This window comes from Shinella yambaruensis, from assembly GCF_022899355.1.
GTDB classification, from domain to species: Bacteria; Pseudomonadota; Alphaproteobacteria; order Rhizobiales; family Rhizobiaceae; genus Shinella; species Shinella yambaruensis.
Genome location: NZ_JALJCK010000003.1, coordinates 214,811 through 234,487 on the forward strand (window position 1 = coordinate 214,811; position 19,677 = coordinate 234,487).

The window sequence follows — 19,677 nt, forward strand, 5'->3', positions numbered from 1 at the left end:
AGCATCATGTCGAAATGGTTCAGAGAGAATGCCCCGATCAGCGCTCGGGAACTGACGGACGAGTTCATGCGGCTGAAACGCGGCTCCGTCACGCGCCGCCACTTCCTGGCCGTCACCGGCCTCGGCTTCGCCGCCGCCGTGCTGGCGCGCCAGCCCGGGCTCTTCACCGGCGAGGCGCACGCGCAGGAAGACCTCGGCTCCGCCATGTCGCTCGCCACCTGGCCGAACTACCACGACCCGGCGACCTTCGAGGCCTTCACCGCCGCGACGGGCGTCGCCGTCGAGGTCAACGTCTTCGGCTCGAACGAGGAGATGCTGGCCAAGCTCCAGGCCGGCGGCACCGGCTGGGACCTCTTCGTGCCCACCAACTACACGATCTCCACCTATGCCGGCCTCGGCCTGATCGACCCGCTCGACCTTGCCAAGGTGCCGAACTTCGACCCCGGCACCCAGAACACCCGCTTCACCAACGAGGGCACGGTCGACGGCAAGGTCTATGCCCTGCCGAAGAACTGGGGCACGACGGGCATCGCCGTCAATGCCGACAAGGTGAAGTCGAAGGTGACGAGCTGGAAGGAGTTCTTCGAGGTCGCCATGACCGAGGCGGACGGCCGTGCCATGGTGCACGACTACCAGCTCACCACGATCGGCAACGCCCTCGTCTCGCTCGGCTTCTCCTTCAATTCGGTCAAGCCCGAGGAACTGGCCAAGGCCGAGGAACTGCTGATCAGGGTCAAGCCACACCTCTACGCCATCAACAGCGACTACCAGCCCTCCATGCGCGCCTCCGACGCCTGGATGACCATGTGCTGGACGAACGACGGCGCACAGCTCAACCGCGACATCCCGGAAATCCAGTTCGCGCTCGGCTCCGACGGCGGCGAGATCTGGTCGGATTTCTACGCGGTGCCGACAAGCGCGGCCAACAAGCCGGCCGGCTACGCCCTGCTCAACTTCCTGATGGACCCGCAGAACGCGGTGAAGGAGCACATCGCCAACGGCGCGCCGACGACGGACAGCCGCGTGCTCTCGCTGCTGCCGGCCGAAATCACCGGCAACAGGATTGTCTATCCCGACGAGGCCGCCCTGACCCCGCTCGAATTCGGCGCCGCCGTGACGCTGACGGACCCGGCGCGGGCAGAGCTGATGGCGCGGTTCAAGTCGGCGTAGCGGAAGCGGCGCGAAAGGCGAAGGGAAACCTTTTCGGCTGGTCAATCTCCCCCCTTGTGGGGGAGATGCCCGGCAGGGCAGAGGGGGGTGCAACACCAAGCAGCCCCTTCATCACCCACTCCGCCGCGCCGTCGCTACCCCCCTCTGTCGGCTTCGCCGACATCTCCCCCACAAGGGGGAGATTGATCGGAGCAAGCCGCAAGGTTCCGCCCTCCCCTGCCTTGCGGGGAGAAGCCGCCAACGAACCGGACGCATTTCTCAAACAGGATCAACCGCAATGCCCCTGACGATGACGACGAAAAGACGGCTGGTGACGGCGGCGCTGCTGGCGCCGGCCTCCGCCTGGCTGTTCGTCTTCCTCGTGCTGCCCTTCATCGCCATGGTGGTCTTCTCCGTCGGCGAGCGCGGACCGGCGGGCGGCTATCAGGCGGCATTCACCTTCGCGCAATATGCCAACCTGCCGGCGCGTTCCGCCGCCTACTGGAACACGCTCATGCTGGCGCCCGCCGGCGCCTTCCTGTGCCTCCTCGTCGCCTATCCGACGGCCTATTACCTCGCCGTCAAGGCGAGCCCGCGCCACCGGCTGCTGCTCGTCTCGCTGGTCGTCGTGCCGTTCTGGACGAGCCTGCTCGTGCGCACCTATGCCTGGATGTACATCCTCGGCTCGCGCGGCATTCCCAATCTGCTCGACATGATCGGCATTGCGGACGTGCGCCTGCTCAATACGCCCGGCGCCGTGCTGCTCGGCATCGTCTACGGCTACCTGCCGCTGATGATCATGCCGATCTATGTCAGCCTCGAAAAGCTCGACCGCCGCCTGCTCGAAGCCTCCGCCGACCTCGGCGCGAAACCCCTGTCGACCTTCTTCTCCGTCACCCTGCCGCTGTCGCTGCCGGGCGTCATGACGGGCGTCGCGCTCGTCACCATCCTGCTTCTCGGCGAATATCTCATCCCGCAGCTCCTCGGCGGCGGCAAGGTCTTCTTCATCGGCAACGCGCTGGTCGATCTCTTCCTGCAATCGCGCAACTGGCCCTTCGGCTCGGCCATCGCCGTCACGCTGGTCGCCATCGTCGTGGTGGTGCTGATGGTCGCCATGCGCATCGCCTGGCGGATTTCCGGCACGAGACAGGTGGACCTCGTCTGATGCGCGCGCTGATCACCGCCGTCTATCTCTTCCTCTACGCGCCGATCGCGCTCGTCGTGCTGTTCTCCTTCAATGCGGGGCGCAATGCGAGCGAGTTCACCGGATTTTCCGTCGAATGGTACGGCAAGGCGCTCGCCAATCCGTTCCTCATCACGGCCTTGCAGAACAGCCTGATCATCGCCCTCGTCAGCGCCACGCTCGCCGCCGTCTTCGGCACCATGGCCGCGCTCGGCCTCGAACGGCTGGGCAGCCGCGCCCGCGCGGTCTTCGACGGCCTGCTCGCCGCCGCCATCGTCGTGCCGGGCGTCGTCATCGGCATCGCGACGCTCGTCGCCCTCGTCGCCGTCTTCGGCGCGATCAACCCGGCGATCGCCGCCATCTGGCCCGGCGAGAGGCCGCCGCAGCTCGGCCTCGGCTACGGCTCGATCATCGCCGCACACGGCCTCTTCACCATGGCGCTCGTCACCATGATCGTGAAGGCGCGCATCGCGACGCTCGGGCGCGACATCGTCGAGGCCTCGGCCGATCTCTATGCGACGCCGCTCACCACCTTCCGCGACATCGTGCTGCCGCAGATCCTGCCCTCGGTGCTCGCCGGCTTCCTGCTCGCCTTCACCTTCTCCTTCGACGATTTCATCGTGGCTTTCTTCGTCGCGGGCTCCAAGACGACGCTGCCGATCTACGTCTTCGCCTCGATCCGCCGCGGCGTGACGCCGGAGGTGAACGCCATCGCGACGATGGTGCTGGTCGCCTCGCTGCTCCTGATCCTCATCGCCCGCCTGCTGATGCGGGAGAAAACCCGAAAATCGCCTGCCGGAGAGTAAGACCGATGATCCTGAAGAACCGTGTCGCCATCGTCACCGGAGCGGGCTCCGGCATCGGCCGGGCCGGCGCGCGCATCATGGCGCGCGAGGGCGCCACGGTCTGCGTCGCCGACCGCGACGAGGCGCGCGCGGCCGAGACCGTCGATTTCATCCGTGCCGACGGCGGCAAGGCCGAGGCGGTCATCGTCGACGTCACCGACGACGTGGAGCTGAAGATGGCGGTCGCGTCCGTGCTGTCGCGCCACGGCCGCATCGACATCCTGCACAACCATGCCGGCGCGCAGGTCGCCGGCGATCTGGAGAGCGTACCGCTCGACGGGCTCGACCTCTCCTGGAACCTCAACGTGCGCGCGCACCTGATCGCCGCCCGCCTCGTCATGCCGGCCATGAGGGCGCAGGGCAAGGGCGTCATCCTCAACACGGCCTCCTCCTCCGGCGTGCTCTACGACCGCGAGATGATCGCCTATACGACGACGAAACACGCCGTCATCGCCATGACCAGGCAGATGGCCGGCGACTATGCCCGCCACGGCATCCGCGTCAACGCGCTCTGCCCGGGCTGGGTGGACACGCCCTTCAATGCCCCCTTCATCGCGCAGATGGGCGGGCGCGAGGCGATCGAAGGCTATATCAGGGAGAAGGTGCCGATGGGCCGCTGGGCGGATGTCGAGGAGATCGCCGAGCCGATCCTCTTCCTCGTCTCCGACCGGTCAAGCTACATGACCGGCCAGATTCTCGTGGTCGACGGCGGCGAGACCGTGACCTAGAGCATTTCCGGCGAACTCCGGTTCGCCGGAAATGCTCTAGATTCTTGTTTTTACCGCATTATCCGACACCGAAGCGATCTCGCTTCGGCTGGAAATGCTCTAAGCGCCGACCGCCGCGCCCATCGGTCCCTGATGCACGACGATGCGGGCGTGATAGGGTACGCGCTTGTAGAGGTCGAGCACATCCTGGTTGATCAGTCGCACGCAGCCGGACGACGTCGCCTTGCCGATCGATTTCCATTCCGGCGAGCCGTGCAGGCGGTAGAGCGTGTCCTTGCCGTTCTGGAAGATGTAGAGCGCCCGCGCGCCGAGCGGGTTCTTGATGCCCGGCTCCATGCCGCCGTTCTCGACGGAATATCGGGCAAGGCTCGGCGTGCGCGCGATCATGTCGGCCGGCACCTTCCAGCGCGGCCAGGGCTGGCGCCAGTGGATGATGCCCTCGCCTTCCCAGGCGAAGCCCTCGCGGCCGATGCCGACGCCGTAGCGCATCGCCGTGCCGCCCGGCTCCACCACATAGAGGAAGCGGCCGGGCGTATCGACGACCACCGTGCCCGGCGTCTCGCCGGTCGGGTCCTTCACGCGCTGGCGATAATATTTCGGATCGATTTCCCGGTAGGGAATGGCAGGGATGAGATGGCCGCCATCCTCGACGGCGGCGTAGCGCGCGGCGAGCTCCTCGTCGCTCGCCGGCACGATCGGGTAGCTGACCTTCTGCGGAACCGGGGCATTCCTGACCGACGTTTCCGTGGTTGCGCATCCCGCAAGCGTCGCGGCGGCGCCCATGAAAAAGGCTCTGCGCGACAATGTGCACACCGTAGGCATTCTCTTTACGATCTCCTTGGGAAGAAAAGGGAGGTTTGTCAGATGGCTAGCCAAACCGCGGGCGGGCTGGCAAGAAACATCGGGATCACTTCTTCGGCATTAGTGCCTGCCCGGCCGGGCGGCCAGTGCACGAAGGACACGGCTCACCGGAAAACGGGGGAAACACGATGGCGCCTGTGGAAATCGACCCTGCCCATGTCCGCGAATTTCCAGGGCAGGAAGCGTTCCATCGCTGGCTGGCGGAAAACCACGCCACGGCGCCCGAGGTCTGGATCAAGATCCACAAGCGCGCCTCCGGCCTTGCCTCCATCGATCCCGAGGAGGCGATCGAGGTTGTGCTCTGCTGGGGCTGGATCGACGGCATCCGCAAGGGGCTCGACGAGAAGAGCTTTTTCCAGCGCTACTGCCCGCGGGGCAGGAAGAGCGTGTGGAGCAGGAAGAACGTCGAGACGGTGGGCCGGCTGATTAAGGACGGGCGAATGACCGGACACGGCCTGAAACATGTGGAGGCCGCCAAGGCGGACGGCCGCTGGGACAAGGCCTATGGCAGCGGCAAGGACATGAAGATCCCGCCGGACCTGCAGGCGGCGATCGACGCCGAGCCGGCCGCAAGGGCGATGCTCGGCAGGCTCACCGAGCAGAACCGCTTCGCCCTCGCCTTCCGCGTCCACACGATGAAGACCGAGGCCGGCCGCAGGCGGAAGATCGAGACCTTCGTGGAGATGCTGAAGCGCGGCGAGACGATCTATCCGCAGAAGCGGAGGTAGATCGTCCGGCTCATCCGCCTGCCGTCGTCGACAGTCAGTCGCGGCTGGCCGAGCGCTGGCCGGCAAGCCAGTTGTGCCAGTCGTTCACGCTGCCGTAGAAGACGTTGAGGTCGATCTTGCCGGTGACGCCGTGCGACAGGCCCGAGCCGGAATACTGCCAGAACACCCAGCGGCGGTTCGGATAGCGCTTGGACGGATGGGCGGCGACGGAGCGCAGCCAGAACGGATGGTTCGTCAGCTCGCCCGAAAGATTGTCCTCGTAGAAATCCGGCGCCGTATAGATGATCGGCCGCTTGCCGTAGTGGCGTTCCAGCATCTCGGAGAAGACGCGGATCTTCTCGACGTACTGGGCGCGCGTGAGACGCTTCTTGCAGCGCGATTCACCGTTGTATTCCGCATCGATGACCGGCGGCAGCGCATCGGGATCCTTCGGCACGTTGCGGATGAACCATTCGGCCTGCGAGCTTGCGACGCGGCACCAGTAGAAGAAGTGGTAGGCGCCGCGCTTGATGCCGGCTTCCTTGGCCTTGCGCCAGTTCTTCTGGAACATCGGATCGAGATGGTCGCCGCCATCCGTCGCCTTGATGAAGGCGAAGTTAGCGCCCTGCATGCGCAGCTTCACCCAGTCGATATCGCCCTGCCAGCGCGAAACGTCGACGCCGTGTACCTGATAATGCTTGGGCGCACGCTTGCCGAAATTGATCGGATGGGCGTCGCGGAACTGCTGGCTGTAGACGCGGGAGCGTTTCCGCGAGCCGCCTTCGGATGCGGGCTCCTCGGCCGTCACGGCCTCCGCCGGCCGTTCGGCGGGAATGGCCGATTGCTGGGTGACGCTCTCGAAGACGTGGGTCCCCGCCGCCGGACCGGCCCAGGCGAGCATCTCCGCCCCCTCCGCCGTCACCTTGCTCTCGCCGACGGCGACCTCCGGCACGGGGCCGCTCGCCTTCGAAACCGAGGCGGTGGTCTCCGAGGACGGCTTGATGGCGAGCGCCGACATGGGGTTGGAGCTCGACGCACACCCCGTCATGGCGGCACAGGCAAGGAGGACCGTTGTAAGGACCGAAAGACGCATAGGCACCCGCACGCAAAACAAACCGAAGCCCCGCCCTTTCGACACATGGACGGAATTACTAACGGAAGATTACCGCGAAATATTAAATGCAACGTTTACGGCCATCGCGACATTTCAGGGAGTTAGCCCCGCCCGCATCACGATCCCCGCCGGCTGCCCTTCACAAATGCGTGTCCGCGCGGCGAAAGCCGGTAGCCGACGGCAAGGCTCTCCGTCAGCCCCAGTTCCTTGAGCTGCCGGATCTTCCGCTTGAGCGCCAGCTTTTCCACGCCGAGCCGTTCGGCCATCTCCGCGGCGGTGCGCCCGTCCCTTTCCGCGATCATGGCGAGCACCGCGCGTGTCCACGGTGCCGCACGGTCGAGCGCGTCCAGCCGGGCGTCCAGCGCGGCGATATCGGACGGACCGACCGTATCGTTTTCACGCAGGCTTTCCCGCGGGTCCTTGCCCGCGACATGGAAGGCGATCCGGTAAAGCTGCCCCTCCGGCCGGAGGTCGCCGAGCAGGTCGGCACGCGCGGCATAACCGGCCGCCCGCACATCCGCGTCGGGAACGGTGTGAATATCCACGGCCGCGACACTGTCGATGGCGAGCACGCCCGCGGCGGTGCGCAGCGTTCCGCCGGCGCGCACCGTCGGCCTCGACCAGCGGCGGAAGGCGAGCGTCACCTCGCCCCTGCCGATCCTTTCAAGCATGTCCGCCTTGAACAGCATCGCCCCTCGCCGGCATCAACCCACCGTCACGTAGCCGATGCCCTTCTTCGCGATCTCGTCGAGCGATTCGTCATAACCGGCATCGGCATAGCGGATGACGCCGAGCGACGTGTCGTTCGTCAAGGCATGCTCCAGCCGTTCCGCACCGTCCGCCGTGCCGTCGGCGACGAGCGTCACGCCGCAGCTCGTCATATAGCCCGCATAACCGCCGCCGCCCGAATGAATGACGACGAGATCGGCCATGGAGGAGGAGAGCAGCATGGCGTCGAGCAGCGGCCAGTCGGCAATGGCGTCCGAGCCGTCCTTCATGCGCTCGGTCATGATGTTCGGGTGCGCCATGGCCCCGGCATCGAGATGGTCGCGCGAAAAGGCGACCGGCCCCTTCAGTTCGCCGGCCGCAACCAGCCGGTTGACCGCCAGCGCCAGCGCCGTGCGCTCGCCGTGGCCGAGCCAGGCGATGCGCGCCGGCAGGCCCTCGAAGGGCACGTTGTCCCGCGCCAGCCGGATCCAGTTGGTGACGATCCCGTTGTCCGGGAACATCTCCAGGACGAGATCGTCGATCCGCGCGATGTCGCTCTCCGCGCCGGACAGCGCCATCCAGCGGAACGGCCCGATGGCCCGCGCGAAGAGCGGCCGCAGATAGGCCTCGGTGAAGATCGGGATGTCGAAGGCATTGGCGACGCCCCCTTCCCGCGCCTGCGTGCGGATCAGGTTGCCGTTGTCGAACACCTCGGCGCCCTGCCTCTGGAATTCCAGCATGGCCGAGACATGCTCGACGATGGAGGCGCGGCTTGCCGCCATCAACTGCCCCTGCCCGTCGTCGCGCAGGCCCTTCACCTGGTCGAGGCTCATGCCCTTCGGCACATAGCCGTAGACGAGATCGTGCGCCGAGGTCTGGTCGGTGACGATGTCGGGCACGATGCCGCGCCGGGCGATCTCCGGGTAGATTTCCGCCGCATTGCCGACGAGCCCGATCGAGGTCGCGCGCTTCTCCTTCACGGCTTCGTCGATCACCGAAAGCGCCGTATCGAGATCCGGCGCGACATGCTCCAGATAGCCGACGGCCTTGCGCGCCGCCGCGCGCGCCGGATCGATATCGACGCAGAGGATGGCCGCCCCCGCCATACGGCCGGCAAGCGGCTGTGCGCCGCCCATGCCGCCGAGGCCGGCCGTCAGGATGAAGCGGCCGGCGAGGCTGCCGCCGAAGCGCTTTTCCGCGATGCGCATGAAGATCTCGTAGGTACCCTGGATGACGCCCTGGCTGCCGATATACTGCCAGGCCCCGGCCGTCAGCCCGCCCCAGCAGATCAGCCCCTTGCGCTGGAGCTCGTAGAAAACCTCGGCCTTCGCCCATTGCCCGACGATGTTGCAGTTCGCCATGATGACGAGCGGCGCCTTGGCATGGGTCTTCAGCAGGCCGACCGGCTTGCCGGACTGGATAATGAGCGTCTGGTCCTCGTCCATCTCCGTCAGCGCCTTGACGATGGCCCTGTGCGCCGCCCAGTTGCGCGCCGCCTTGCCGAGCGCGGCATAGACGATGAGATTGTCCGGATCCTCGCCGACCGACAGAACGTTCTCGAGGAGCCGCAAAAGCCCCTCCTGCCGCCAGCCCCTGGCGCGCAAAACGTCGCCGCTCGGGATCGGATAGTTCGGATGGCGCGGATTGGGCTTGGGCATGGTCGTCTCCTCAGCGTTCATGGGGAGGTTCACCCCCCTCTGCCCTGCCGGGCATCTCCCCCACAAGGGGAGAGATCGGCTGGACGCGATGGCATCTCTTCATTTGCAACGGCAGCCTGAGGCTAGACGTTGCCTCTCCAATCTCCCCCCTTGTGGGGGAGATGCCCGGCAGGGCAGAGGGGGGTGCAGCCGCACCCATCCGCTTAAACCGTCGTCTCCAGCGCATACCGCGCCAGCTCGATCCCCATCGCCTTCTCCACCGACGGATAGACGGTCGGATCCAGCACGCTGGAGGCGAGCGGGATGATCGTCTTCGGCACGTGCAGCACGAACACCGTCATGCCGGCCTCGAGCTGGCCGACGCTGAGCGGCTCGCCCTCGGGCGAGAGCGTGGTGATGACGTCGGGGAACGTGGCAAGGCGTTTGCCGCCCGCCGATTCCACCGCCATGTATTCGTTCATCACATGCAGCACGGAGGCATCGTCCCCCCTGCCGACCGTCACCGTGCCGATGTCGAAGGCTTCCTTCGTGTAGACAACCGACTTGTCCGTGATGACACCCTCTGCGAGGATCGAACCGCCCGTCGTCCTGACGATGGCGTCGATGATCGCCGCACCGCCCTTGCCCTCGGCGGCGATGATCGCCTCGCCGAGCTTCAGGGCCAGCGAGATGCCGCCGAGCGCCGCGTTCCTGCGCACATAGGAGGCGCGCAAGGGATTGCGGCAGGAAGCGATGAAGCCGCCGGACATGTCGGAGGCCGTGCGCAGGATCGGCGAGACCTTCGCGGTCGCGCCGCGCACGACGAGCTCGATATAGCGGTTCTCGTCGCGGTTTCCCCCCACGGCGGTCTGGATCATCTGCTCGGGCGAGCCCGCCATGCCGATCGACCCCATGTCCCCGGTCGGATGCGCCCGCATGTCGCCGACGGCGTCGAGCACCTTCGTGCCGAGGATCGCCGCGGGCAGCCAGCCGTTGAGCGTCGAGGACTTGCCGTTCTGCCCGACCATCAGCGCCGCGACCTTCTCGCCGAGCGCGTCCTGCAGAAGCTCCACCGCCTTCACATAGTCGACGCCGCGCATTTCCCAGGGCGTGGTGGAGGCCGGCGCGCCGATGGCGGCGGCGGTCGCCACCCAGTCGTCATCGGACAATTCATCGATGGAGACCAGCTCCGGCTTGCCGATCGAGACGGCGGCATAGCCGAGCATGCGGCCATGGTCCGCCCAGCCACCGCCGCCGGCGGCATAGACCGAGCCGCCCTTGACCGCCGCCTCGACGTCTTTTTCCTTTAAGATCCGGCCCATCGGACGTCCTCCTGACTCAATGTCTTATCCAGTTGAATCACCGCGTTAAAAAGCACCGCCGCGCCGAGCGCGATATCGTCCGTCTCGGCGAACTCCTCCGGCGCATGGCTGCGCCCGCCAAGGCAGGGCACGAAGATCATCGCCGCCCGCGTCACCTTCGCCAGGAAGGCCGTGTCATGCCCGGCACCGGAGGCCATGCGGCGATGGCTTGCGCCGGCCATCTCGCAGGCCGCATCCAGCACATCGAGCAGCAGCGGATCGCCGGGCGTCGGCATGTTGTCGGAGAGGCGGCGCGGCGGCGCGATGAGCGTGCCGGTCTCCCGTGCGAGCTGCTCCGCCATCTGCTCGACGGAGGCGGCAAAAACATCCATCGTGGTGCGGTGCTCGGCCCGCGCGTCGATCAACAGGCGCGCGCGCGACGGCACGACATTGGCCGCGTTCGGCGCGATGGAGAATTCGCCGACGGTCGCCGTGAAATGCCCCGGTCCTTCCGAGAGCGACTTCGCCAGCGCCTCGATGCCCGTTACCAGCCGTGCCGCGGCCGCAAGCGCATCGGCGCGCGCGCCCATCGGCGTCGTGCCGGCATGGTCCGCCCGGCCCTCGACGATGATCTCGATGCGCGTGATGCCGGCGATCGCCGTCACCACGCCGATATCCAGTTTTTCCGTTTCCAGCACCGGCCCCTGCTCGATATGCAGTTCGAGGAAGGCCGCGATGTCCTTGCGGGCCTGCGCCTGCAGGCGCGCCGGGTCGCCGCCGACATCGCGAATGCCCTGCTCCAGCGTCAGGCCGCTGCTCTCGCGCGCCAGCCAGTCCGCCGGCAGGACGCCGGCCATGCCGCGGCTGCCGATGCAGGAGACGCCGAAGATCGACACTTCCTCGGCAAGGAAATCGACGACCTCCAGGTCATGGTCGAGTTCGATCCCCTGGTACGCAAGGGCGCAGGCGACTTCCAGCGCCACCGCCACGCCGGCGATGCCGTCGTAACGCCCGCCGTCCGGCACCGTGTCGGAATGGGAGCCGAGCATGATCGTGCCGAGGCCCGGTTTCCTGCCCGGCCGGCGGGCGATGAGATTGCCCGCGGCGTCGATGCGCGTTTCGAGCCCGGCCGCCCGAAACCTCTGGTCAAGAAAATCCCGCCCCGCCGGGAACAGAGCGGTAAAGGCACGCCGTGTGTAGGGCCGGCCGGGCTCGGTGAGCCGGGCAAGCCCGTCGATCACATCCTCTATGCGGGCGGGATCGACCGGCAGATTGGTTCGCGGCGCCGCCATCAGGGGGCACCTGCGGAAACGAGCGTCGGCAACGGGCGCACGAAGGCGCCGGACCCGGGTTCGGCGAGCACCCGTTTGCCGTCGAAGGCGAGCTTGCCGCGCAGCCAGGTCGCCGAGACGCGCCACGGCAGGCGGATGCCGTTATAGGGCGACCAGCCGACGACGTTGTGGCCGCTCGCCGCCGCGTCATAGCTGTAAGGCTCGGGCGTCAGCACGGTGATGTCCGCGTCCTTGCCGGCTTCGAGCGCGCCCTTCACATGATCGAGCCGGAAATGCCGAGCGGGGTTCAGGGCCATCAGCTCGGCCGCCCGCGTCAGCGGAATGCCGCGCTCCAGCGCGCCCTTGACGAAGAGCGGCACCATGACCTCCAGCCCCGGCACGCCGGAAGCGTTGGCCAGCATGTCCGGATTGGTCTTGCGGTCCTCCGACCAGCTCACATGGTCGGTGGAAACGAGCGTCACATTGCCCGCGGCGACATGCCGCCAGAGCTTTTCGACCTCGGCGCGCGGGCGGATCGGCGGGTTGATCTTCGCCTTGCCACCGAGCCGGGCGACGTCGTTCTCCTCGTCGAGCGTGAGATAGTGGATGCAGCACTCGATGGTCGCCCGAAAACCCTGCGCGCGATAGGCGCTGGCGATCTCGTAGCCCCGGCCGAGCGAGCAATGCACCACATGGGCCGGGCAGCCGGTTGCCGCGCCGGTCTCGTAGATCTGGTTGGAGGCGATGAGTTCCGTCAGCGGCGGGCGCGACAGGCCATGGGCGCGGTAATCCGTGATGCCGGCCGCCTTCACCCTGGCGATCGCGGCGCGCACCGCCTCGTCGTCCTCGTTGTGCACGCCGGCCGTCAGACCGGTCGGGGCGATGGCGCGGAAGCAATCCTCCAGCAGCGCCGCCGGGATGCGCGGAAAGCGCTTCGGGTCCGTGCCGAAGGTGGAGAACTTGAAGGCCGCGACACCCGCCTCGACCATTTCCCCGATCCGCGCCGGCCCCTCCTGCGGATCGACCGTGCCGTAGAGCGCGAAATCGACGCGCGCCTGCGGCCCGGCATGGTCCACCTTGCGCCGCACGGCCTCGGCCGAGCACACGAGGTTGCCCTCGTCATAGGGCATGTCGACGATGGTGGTGACGCCGCCCGCCGCCGCCGAGCGCGTCGACCAGATGAAATCCTCCTGGTTCTTCTGCGACAGCGAATGCACCTGCGCGTCGATCGCGCCGGGAAGGATCAGCGCGCCCGAAAGGTCGTGCCGCTCCCTCGCCGCCGGCATGGCCCCCTGGCCGATATGCGCCACCTTGCCGTCACGCACGGCGACATGGCCGCCGTCGACGATGCGATCCGCCAGGACCACGGTGCCTTTCAGGACGAGATCGAAATCGGCCATGGTCTGTCTCCGTCAGGGCTTGAGGGCGAAGAAGGCGTCGAATTGCGCCATGGGCGCGGCCTCCACGAAGGCGGCAAGCGCCTCGGGGCTGGCAAGGTCGCGGTCGAGCGCCTCGATCTCGGCGGAAAGCGGCCGGTCCTTGCGGTAGAACGGGCTGATCGCCCGCGTGCGCTGGTAGGCGATGGCGACGACGCCGGCGACATTGTCGCCGGCAAGGTCGATCGCCTGGGCGGAGAGCATGGCTTCGAGGGCGGCGAGCTGGCGCAGGTCCCGCACCTGGCTCTCCATGCGCTCGACGATCAGCGGCAGGAAGGTAGCCTCCTCCTCCAGCCCGCCGGCGACGACGATGGACTGCGCCGAGATCGGCACCGCCAGCGACTGGATGCGCATGTAGAGCTCCACCGCGAGCTTCAGGAGCGGCCCGAAGCCCGTCGCCGTCTCGCCGGGCGCCACGAGGTTGACCGGCAGGTTGCGGCGCACGCCGTTGGCAAGCAGCACGCAGCGGTTCAGCACGTTGCGCGCAAGATGGGCGAACCCCGTCTGCGCCGCCTCGACATAGAGCGTCGTCGAGAGCGGCAGCGAGCCGCCGGAGGCCATGACGTGGTTGTCGAGCACGACCGGATTGTCGTCGGACTGCGCCGTTGCCTCGACGATGCGCTCGGCGGCGTTCATCAGCGTATCGAGGCAGGCGCCGAAGACCTGCGCGGTCATGCGCAGGCTGAGCGGATCGTGGATCGCCGACGGCTTCGGCCAATGGCCGGAGGCGGCCTGCGCCTCGAACCAGGTGCCGGCAAGCGCCTCGCCATGGGCCGAGAGCCTTGCCGCCACGCGCCAGGGATCGGCCGAGGCGCCGAGCGCCAGCGAGGAGAGAACGCCCGTCACCATGAGGTTGCGGATCGCCATCGCCGCCTCGCGCACCACATTGGCCGCCGCGGCATGCGAGATGGCATTGACGCTGAGGGCGGCCAGCGCATCGCGCGGCTGCATGCGATAGGGTTGGAGGCCGGCGCGCTTCAGTGCCTCCAGGGCCGGCAGGCGTTCGCCGCCGTACCACGCCTCGCCCTCGCCGGTCAGGACCGCCGCGATCTGGCCCATCAGGCCGATATCGGCGCAGCCCATCGAGCCATGCCGGCGCACGACGGGCACGACATCCCGTTCGAGCAGCCCGAGCAGGGCGTCGATCAGCTCCGGGCTGCAGCCGGAATAGCCGCCGAGCGCGGTGTTGACGCGAATGCCCATTGCCTTGCGCACGATCGGCAGCGTGAACGGCTCGCCGGTGCCGAAATGGTGGGCCCTCACCAGGCTGTTGTTGAACTCGATGAGGTCGTCGGCCGTCCAGAGCTTGTCCTTCATCGAGCCGACGCCGGTATTCGCGCCGTAGATCGGCAGGCCCGTGGCGAGGCGATCGGTGATGACGCGGCGCGACGTGCCGACACGCCCCATGCCGATCTCGCAGGCCACCGGCCGACGCGCGGCCGTGCCGATCGCCTCCAGCGTCGCGAAATCGAGCGGCTGGCCGGTCAGATAGAGCGTGTCGGCGGAAGCGAGCATTTTCAAAAAGCCTGTCTCGAACGGCAATCCCGGCAAAAGCGCCCGTCCGGAATGCGTAAAACCGAATGCGGATGTTATGCGGAACGCGGCCCGAACCCATATCCCAAAATCCGTACGGTTCATGCTATGAACCGAACAGACGGAAAACCCGAAGGAGCCGCCCGTGGATCTATCCACGCTTCGCCTTGTGCACAGCATTCTCGAAGAACGCGGCATCCGCAGGGCGGCGGCCGCGGAAGGACGCCCCGCCTCCAGCGCCAGCGCGGCGCTGCGCCGGATGGAGGCCGTGCTGTCGGTGCCGCTGGTGCGCCGCGACGGGCAGGCGCTCGTGCCGACGCTCGACGCCGAGGCCCGCCTGCCGCGCTTCGCCGAAATCGCCGAAGCGGCCGCCGCGCTCGCCGCCCTCGGCAAAGGCGGGGAAACGAGGCCGGCCGTCTCGCTCGCCGCCCTTTCCCGCTTTTCCGCGACGGCCCGCGCCGGCAGCATCAACGGCGCCGCCAAGTCCCTCGGCCTCGGCCAGCCGCAGCTCACCCGCCAGCTCAGCCATCTGGAGGCGGCGATCGGCTGCAAGCTCCTCGCGCGTTCGGCGACGGGCATCACCTGCACGCCCGCGGGCCTGGAAGCGCTGGCGCTCGCAGAACGCATCGGCGCGGCCTGGGAGTCCCTCTCCACCGCATCGGCCGAACGGTTCCGCCGCAGCGCCGCCACCTGGCGGCTCGGCGCGATCATCCCCTTCGGCCATGAAAGCGAGATCGCCGCCATGCTCGCCCGCCTCGCCGTGGCGTGGCGCGCGGTGCGGCCCCGCCAGCCGCTCTTCCTCTCCTCCACCACGGCGGACGAACTGGTCTCGGGCCTGAAAAACCGCCGCTTCGACCTGATCCTGCTCGACACCGACCGCTACCCCGCCGAATTCGAAGGCAGCCTGATCGGCCGCTCCCGGCTGGCGCTTGCCGGCCCGCGCAGGCTGGACAGCGCCGAGAAGCAGGATTTCGCAACGCTGCTGTGCCATTACCCGATCGCCGTGCCGAGCCCGCGCAGCGGCCTGCGGCAGATGACCGACCGCTTCCTCGAAGCGACGCTTTCCCCCGCCGAGCGCACCCGCCTGACGCTGGTGGAGGTGGATTCGATCCCCGTCATCATCAATCTCGTGCTCGGCCACGGCCATCTCTCGGTGCTGCCGGAGCACTCCGTCGCCAACATCAAGCCGCCGCCGGCGCTGCTGCCGCTCGATGACGCCTACCAGCAATCGCTGAGCCTCGTCTGGCCGCGCGACGCGCTTTCCCGCAAGGCCGCCGAGACGATGCTCGCGTTGCTGACAAAGGCCTAGCCCTTCGCCCCGGCCCTCAGCCGGCGACGGGTCTCCGTCGGGCTCTCGTGATAGTGCGCCCGGTAGCTGCGCGAGAAGGCGGAGGAGGAGTTGAAGCCGGTGAGCGCCGCGATATCGGCAAACTCGGCCCTCGTCTCGATGACCTTGCGCCGGGCGGCATTGAGGCGGAGCGCGAGATAGTGCTGGTGCGGCGCGACGCCCATCGTCTCCTGGAACAGGTCCTGGAGATGGCGCGCGCTGACGCCGACGCGCTTTGCAAGCCGCGTCAGGGTGAGCGGCGCGTCCACCGTCTCCTCCATCAGCCGCACCGCCTGGCTGACGCGCTGGTCGGCGACGCGCATGTTGCCGAGCGCCGGCACCTGCAACAGGCCGCCGGTGCGCTCGTGCTCGTAGATGAAGAGCCGCGAGACTTCGAGCGCCAGCGAATAGCCCTGCCGGCGGCGGATGATCTCCAGCATCAGGTCGAGCGTCGGCAGCGAGCCGCCGGTGGTGATGCGCTTGCCGTCGATGACGTAGCGCTGCCGCTCGACGTCGATCTGCGGATAGGCGGAGGCGAATTCCTCCATGTCCTCCCAGTGGATCGTTACGGAATGGCCGTCGAGCAGGCTCGCCTCGGCAAGCAGCCAGCTGCCCGATTCGATGCCGGCCATGGCGATGCGGTGGCGGGCGGTCTGCGAGAGCTGGCGGCGCAACAAAGGCGTCGCACTCATCTGCCATTGATAGCTCGACAGCACGAAAAGCGGCTGGGTCTCCCGCTCCGGCCGGAACGGACCGTCCACGGGCACGGGGATGCGGCTGCGCGTTTCGACCGGCAAGCCGTCGGGCGAGAAAATCCGCCAGCGGTAAAGGTCCTGGCCGGAGATGCGGTTGGCGGCGCGCAGGGGCTCGATGACCGAGGCGACGAGGATGAGGTTCGTCTCGGGCAGGACGAGAATATCGATGTCGAGCGTTTCCGAGGAGGGATCCAGCATGCGGCGATCCTGCGGCTCCGTCTCCCGAATTGTCAAGGATGGATCCGAAAAGTGAAAGCACTGCGCCTTCTCTTGGCTCGTAATGGCTTCAACGAGAATACTGGGAGAACGACAATGCCCCTAGCGATGAACCGCGACGTTTTCATCACCTGCGCCGTCACCGGCTCCGGCGACACCGCCGGCAAATCCCCCCATGTGCCGCGCTCGCCGAGAGAGATCGCCGAATCGGCGATCGAGGCCGCCAAGGCCGGTGCCGCCGTCGTGCACTGCCATGTGCGCGATCCGGAAACCGGCGCGCCGAGCCGCCGCAACGACCTCTACCGCGAGGTGACCGAGCGCATCCGCGACGCGGAAGTCGACGTGGTGCTGAACCTCACCGCCGGCATGGGCGGCGACATGATCTTCGGCAACACCGAGCAGCCGCTGCCGCTCAATCCCAACGGCACCGACATGGCCGGCGCGACGGAGCGCGTTTCCCACGTCGCCGAATGCCTGCCGGAAATCTGTACGCTCGATTGCGGCACGATGAACTTCTCGCTCGGCGACTACGTGATGACCAACACGCCGTCCATGCTGCGCGCCATGGGCCGGATGATGACCGATCTCGGCGTGCGCCCGGAGATCGAGGCCTTCGACACCGGCCATCTCTGGTTCGCCAAGCAGCTCGTCGAGGAAGGCGTCATCGAGGATCCGGTGCTCATCCAGCTCTGCATGGGCATTCCGTGGGGCGCGCCCGACGACCTCAACACCTTCATGGCGATGGTCAACAACGTGCCCTCGAACTGGACTTTCTCGGCCTTCTCCATCGGCCGCAACGCCATGGCCTATCCGGCCGCGGCGGTGCTTGCCGGCGGCAATGTCCGTGTCGGCCTGGAGGACAACCTCTATGTCGGCAAGGGCCAGCTCGCCACCAATGCGCAGCTCGTCGACAAGGCCGTCAACATCATCGAGAGCATGGGTGCCCGGGTCATCGGCCCGGCCGACGTGCGCGAGAAGCTGAAGCTTACGAAGCGGGCACCGCGGGGCTGACGGGAACGAGGCACGAGGGCGCAACGCGTTTATCCCCCCTCTGCCCTGCCGGGCATCTCCCCCTCAAGGGGGGAGATCGGCAAGAAGCAAGTTCCTTGTCTCAACCGCAACGTCTGTAGAGGGCAAGGCATCTCCCCATCCGATCTCCCCCTTTGAGGGGGAGATGCCCGGCAGGGCAGAGGGGGGTGCCGCATCTAGACACCAAGAGTTATGAAGGCAGCATCTCTATGACCACCATCACCAAGGCAGCCTGTGTCGGCGGCGGCGTCATCGGCGGCGCATGGGTCGCCCGCTTCGCGCTGGCCGGCATCGACGTGAACATCTTCGATCCGCATCCGGAAGCCGAGCGCATCATCGGCGAGGTGATGGCCAATGCCGAGCGCGCCTATGGCATGCTCACCATGGCCCCGCTGCCGCCGAAGGGGAAGATCACCTTCTGCAAGAGCCTGGAAGAAGCCGTGGAAGACGCTGACTGGATTCAGGAAAGCGTGCCCGAGCGGCTGGAGCTGAAGCGCGGCGTGCTGACGAAGATCGACGCGGCGGCAAAGCCCGACGCCCTCATCGGCTCCTCCACGTCGGGCCTGATGCCGACGGACCTCCAGCGCGACATGAAGCATCCCGAACGCCTGTTCGTCGCGCATCCCTACAATCCCGTCTACCTGCTGCCGCTCGCCGAACTCGTCGGCGGCCAGAAGACGTCGCGCGCCGTCTTGGAAGACGCCAAGGCAAAGCTCGCGCCGATCGGCATGAAGGGCGTGATCATCAACAAGGAGATCGAGGCTTTCGTCGGCGACCGCCTGCTGGAAGCCGTCTGGCGCGAAGGCCTCTGGCTCATCAAGGACGACATCTGCGACACCGAGACGCTCGACGACGTGATCCGCTATTCGTTCGGCATGCGCTGGGCGCAGATGGGCATGTTCGAGACCTACCGCATCGCCGGCGGCGAAGCGGGCATGCGCCACTTCCTCGCCCAGTTCGGCCCCTGCCTCTCCTGGCCCTGGACGAAGCTGACCGACGTCGTCGACCTCGACGACGCGCTCGTCGAAAAGATCGCCGGCCAGTCGGACGCCCAGTCCGGCGCGCGCGGCATCCGCGAGCTGGAACGCATCCGCGACCAGAATCTCGTCGGCATCATGCACGCACTGAAGGCGGGCGACGAAGGCCGCGGCTGGGGTTCGGGCAAGCTGCTCGCCGAGTTCGAGGCGCATCTCTGGGCCAAGGCCGGCAAGGCGAAGGTCGAGGTTTCCGCAAGCGAACCGCTGCGCCTCGTCGACACCAAGGTCAACGCCGCCTGGGTCGACTACAACGGCCATATGACGGAGCACCGCTATCTCCAGCTCTTCGGCGACACGACCGACGCGCTGCTGCGGCTGGTCGGCGTCGACTTCGCCTATGTCGAGGCCGGCCACAGCTACTACACGGTGGAGACCCATATCCGCCATCTCGGCGAGGCCAAGCTCGGCCAGGCGCTCTACACGACGCTGCAACTGCTCTCCTTCGACAACAAGCGCATGCACTACTTCACCCGCATCCACGACGCGGCGACGGGCGACGTCATCGCGACGGCCGAGCAGATGGTGCTGCATGTCGACTCAAAGGCCGGCAGGAGCGTCGACGCGCCCGCCGAGGTGCTGGCGAAGATCGCGCCGATCGCCGAAGCCCATGCCGGGCTGCCGAAGCCGGACGGCGCAGGCCGCAGCGTCGGGCAAAGAAAGAACTGACGACGCGAGCCGCCCCCCCTCTGCCCTGCCGGGCATCTCCCCCTCAAGGGGGGAGATCGGCAAGGGGCAAGGCGGTGCCACAATCAATCTCCCCCCTTGAGGGGGAGATGCCCGGCAGGGCAGAGGGGGGTGGCCACAAATGGCACCTCTCACGAAAAGAGTATGGGGAGGACT

General features: G+C 67.3%; 17 protein-coding genes. 8 read left to right on the forward strand and 9 right to left on the reverse strand.

Going from position 1 to position 19,677, the window contains the following annotated elements; translation table 11 throughout:
* Positions 1 to 6 precede the first annotated feature (6 nt).
* From MUU56_RS08245 to MUU56_RS08260, 4 genes are all read left to right on the forward strand, one after another.
* A complete protein-coding gene (locus tag MUU56_RS08245; protein WP_244766832.1) occupies positions 7 to 1,170 on the forward strand; it encodes a polyamine ABC transporter substrate-binding protein in 1,164 nt (387 codons plus the stop codon).
* A gap of 277 nt (positions 1,171 to 1,447) precedes the next feature.
* Positions 1,448 to 2,314, forward strand: a complete 867-nt coding sequence (locus tag MUU56_RS08250) for an ABC transporter permease (protein WP_244766833.1) — start codon at positions 1,448 to 1,450, stop codon at positions 2,312 to 2,314.
* Entirely contained in the window at positions 2,314 to 3,138 is an 825-nt protein-coding gene (locus tag MUU56_RS08255; protein WP_133032832.1) for an ABC transporter permease, read from the forward strand. The genes MUU56_RS08250 and MUU56_RS08255 overlap by 1 nt, the downstream gene beginning before the upstream one ends.
* A 5-nt stretch (positions 3,139 to 3,143) precedes the next feature.
* The gene (locus MUU56_RS08260) at positions 3,144 to 3,905 is read left to right on the forward strand and encodes an SDR family NAD(P)-dependent oxidoreductase (RefSeq protein ID WP_244766834.1); all 762 of its coding nucleotides are present in this window, start codon (positions 3,144 to 3,146) and stop codon (positions 3,903 to 3,905) included.
* A gap of 99 nt (positions 3,906 to 4,004) precedes the next feature.
* On the opposite strand, the gene MUU56_RS08265 is transcribed toward MUU56_RS08260, so the two are convergent.
* The gene (locus MUU56_RS08265) at positions 4,005 to 4,727 is read right to left on the reverse strand and encodes a L,D-transpeptidase (protein WP_244766835.1); all 723 of its coding nucleotides are present in this window, start codon (positions 4,725 to 4,727) and stop codon (positions 4,005 to 4,007) included.
* Between the two features lie 167 nt (positions 4,728 to 4,894).
* Between MUU56_RS08265 and MUU56_RS08270 the strand changes: the two genes are divergently transcribed.
* Positions 4,895 to 5,494 (forward strand): YdeI/OmpD-associated family protein, encoded by a 600-nt coding sequence (locus MUU56_RS08270; RefSeq protein ID WP_244766836.1) that lies wholly within the window; start codon positions 4,895 to 4,897, stop codon positions 5,492 to 5,494.
* Between the two features lie 34 nt (positions 5,495 to 5,528).
* Here MUU56_RS08270 and MUU56_RS08275 read toward each other — a convergent pair whose 3' ends face one another.
* The 7 genes from MUU56_RS08275 to MUU56_RS08305 all read right to left on the reverse strand — a co-directional run bounded on the left by MUU56_RS08275 (position 5,529) and on the right by MUU56_RS08305 (position 14,455).
* On the reverse strand, positions 5,529 to 6,566 hold the full coding sequence (locus tag MUU56_RS08275; protein WP_244766837.1) for a glycoside hydrolase family 25 protein: 1,038 nt from the start codon (positions 6,564 to 6,566) through the stop codon (positions 5,529 to 5,531).
* 137 nt (positions 6,567 to 6,703) lie between these two features.
* Positions 6,704 to 7,258 (reverse strand): winged helix-turn-helix domain-containing protein, encoded by a 555-nt coding sequence (locus MUU56_RS08280; protein WP_244766838.1) that lies wholly within the window; start codon positions 7,256 to 7,258, stop codon positions 6,704 to 6,706.
* Positions 7,259 to 7,291: 33 nt separating this feature from the next.
* Positions 7,292 to 8,953, reverse strand: a complete 1,662-nt coding sequence (locus MUU56_RS08285) for a thiourocanate hydratase (RefSeq protein ID WP_244766839.1) — start codon at positions 8,951 to 8,953, stop codon at positions 7,292 to 7,294.
* Positions 8,954 to 9,156: 203 nt separating this feature from the next.
* Positions 9,157 to 10,254, reverse strand: coding sequence for a thiohydantoin desulfurase (locus MUU56_RS08290; protein ID WP_244766840.1), 1,098 nt, complete (start codon positions 10,252 to 10,254; stop codon positions 9,157 to 9,159).
* On the reverse strand, positions 10,239 to 11,525 hold the full coding sequence (locus tag MUU56_RS08295) for a Zn-dependent hydrolase (RefSeq protein WP_244766841.1): 1,287 nt from the start codon (positions 11,523 to 11,525) through the stop codon (positions 10,239 to 10,241). Before MUU56_RS08295 ends, MUU56_RS08290 begins: the two co-directional genes overlap by 16 nt.
* Positions 11,525 to 12,904, reverse strand: a complete 1,380-nt coding sequence (locus MUU56_RS08300; RefSeq protein WP_244766842.1) for a dihydroorotase — start codon at positions 12,902 to 12,904, stop codon at positions 11,525 to 11,527. The genes MUU56_RS08295 and MUU56_RS08300 overlap by 1 nt, the downstream gene beginning before the upstream one ends.
* A 12-nt stretch (positions 12,905 to 12,916) precedes the next feature.
* Complete coding sequence (locus tag MUU56_RS08305) at positions 12,917 to 14,455, reverse strand: aromatic amino acid lyase (RefSeq protein WP_244766843.1); 1,539 nt, start codon at positions 14,453 to 14,455, stop codon at positions 12,917 to 12,919.
* 163 nt (positions 14,456 to 14,618) lie between these two features.
* Between MUU56_RS08305 and MUU56_RS32810 the strand changes: the two genes are divergently transcribed.
* Positions 14,619 to 15,782: a LysR family transcriptional regulator gene (locus MUU56_RS32810; RefSeq protein WP_244766844.1), complete on the forward strand. Its 1,164-nt coding sequence runs from the start codon at positions 14,619 to 14,621 to the stop codon at positions 15,780 to 15,782.
* Here MUU56_RS32810 and MUU56_RS08315 read toward each other — a convergent pair.
* The gene (locus tag MUU56_RS08315) at positions 15,779 to 16,753 is read right to left on the reverse strand and encodes a GlxA family transcriptional regulator (RefSeq protein WP_064330625.1); all 975 of its coding nucleotides are present in this window, start codon (positions 16,751 to 16,753) and stop codon (positions 15,779 to 15,781) included. The two genes, MUU56_RS32810 and MUU56_RS08315, sit on opposite strands and share 4 nt — an antisense overlap.
* Positions 16,754 to 16,867: 114 nt before the next feature.
* On the opposite strand from MUU56_RS08315, the gene bcoG reads away from it, so the two are divergent.
* Positions 16,868 to 17,782, forward strand: coding sequence for a 3-dehydrocarnitine:acetyl-CoA trimethylamine transferase BcoG (gene bcoG, locus MUU56_RS08320; RefSeq protein WP_244766845.1), 915 nt, complete (start codon positions 16,868 to 16,870; stop codon positions 17,780 to 17,782).
* Positions 17,783 to 18,009: 227 nt separating this feature from the next.
* Positions 18,010 to 19,503, forward strand: a complete 1,494-nt coding sequence (locus MUU56_RS08325) for a carnitine 3-dehydrogenase (protein ID WP_244766846.1) — start codon at positions 18,010 to 18,012, stop codon at positions 19,501 to 19,503.
* The last annotated feature ends 174 nt before the right edge of the window (positions 19,504 to 19,677 follow it).

Bases quoted from the DNA above. Each gene is read 5' to 3' on its own strand.
- MUU56_RS08245 (WP_244766832.1), top strand. From the start codon at position 7: ATGTCGAAATGGTTCAGAGAGAATGCCCCGATCAGCGCTCGGGAACTG.
- MUU56_RS08250 (WP_244766833.1), top strand. From the start codon at position 1,448: ATGCCCCTGACGATGACGACGAAAAGACGGCTGGTGACGGCGGCGCTG.
- MUU56_RS08255 (WP_133032832.1), top strand. From the start codon at position 2,314: ATGCGCGCGCTGATCACCGCCGTCTATCTCTTCCTCTACGCGCCGATC.
- MUU56_RS08260 (WP_244766834.1), top strand. From the start codon at position 3,144: ATGATCCTGAAGAACCGTGTCGCCATCGTCACCGGAGCGGGCTCCGGC.
- MUU56_RS08265 (WP_244766835.1), bottom strand. From the start codon at position 4,727: ATGCCTACGGTGTGCACATTGTCGCGCAGAGCCTTTTTCATGGGCGCC.
- MUU56_RS08270 (WP_244766836.1), top strand. From the start codon at position 4,895: ATGGCGCCTGTGGAAATCGACCCTGCCCATGTCCGCGAATTTCCAGGG.
- MUU56_RS08275 (WP_244766837.1), bottom strand. From the start codon at position 6,566: ATGCGTCTTTCGGTCCTTACAACGGTCCTCCTTGCCTGTGCCGCCATG.
- MUU56_RS08280 (WP_244766838.1), bottom strand. From the start codon at position 7,258: ATGCTTGAAAGGATCGGCAGGGGCGAGGTGACGCTCGCCTTCCGCCGC.
- MUU56_RS08285 (WP_244766839.1), bottom strand. From the start codon at position 8,953: ATGCCCAAGCCCAATCCGCGCCATCCGAACTATCCGATCCCGAGCGGC.
- MUU56_RS08290 (WP_244766840.1), bottom strand. From the start codon at position 10,254: ATGGGCCGGATCTTAAAGGAAAAAGACGTCGAGGCGGCGGTCAAGGGC.
- MUU56_RS08295 (WP_244766841.1), bottom strand. From the start codon at position 11,525: ATGGCGGCGCCGCGAACCAATCTGCCGGTCGATCCCGCCCGCATAGAG.
- MUU56_RS08300 (WP_244766842.1), bottom strand. From the start codon at position 12,904: ATGGCCGATTTCGATCTCGTCCTGAAAGGCACCGTGGTCCTGGCGGAT.
- MUU56_RS08305 (WP_244766843.1), bottom strand. From the start codon at position 14,455: ATGCTCGCTTCCGCCGACACGCTCTATCTGACCGGCCAGCCGCTCGAT.
- MUU56_RS08315 (WP_064330625.1), bottom strand. From the start codon at position 16,753: ATGCTGGATCCCTCCTCGGAAACGCTCGACATCGATATTCTCGTCCTG.
- bcoG (WP_244766845.1), top strand. From the start codon at position 16,868: ATGCCCCTAGCGATGAACCGCGACGTTTTCATCACCTGCGCCGTCACC.
- MUU56_RS08325 (WP_244766846.1), top strand. From the start codon at position 18,010: ATGACCACCATCACCAAGGCAGCCTGTGTCGGCGGCGGCGTCATCGGC.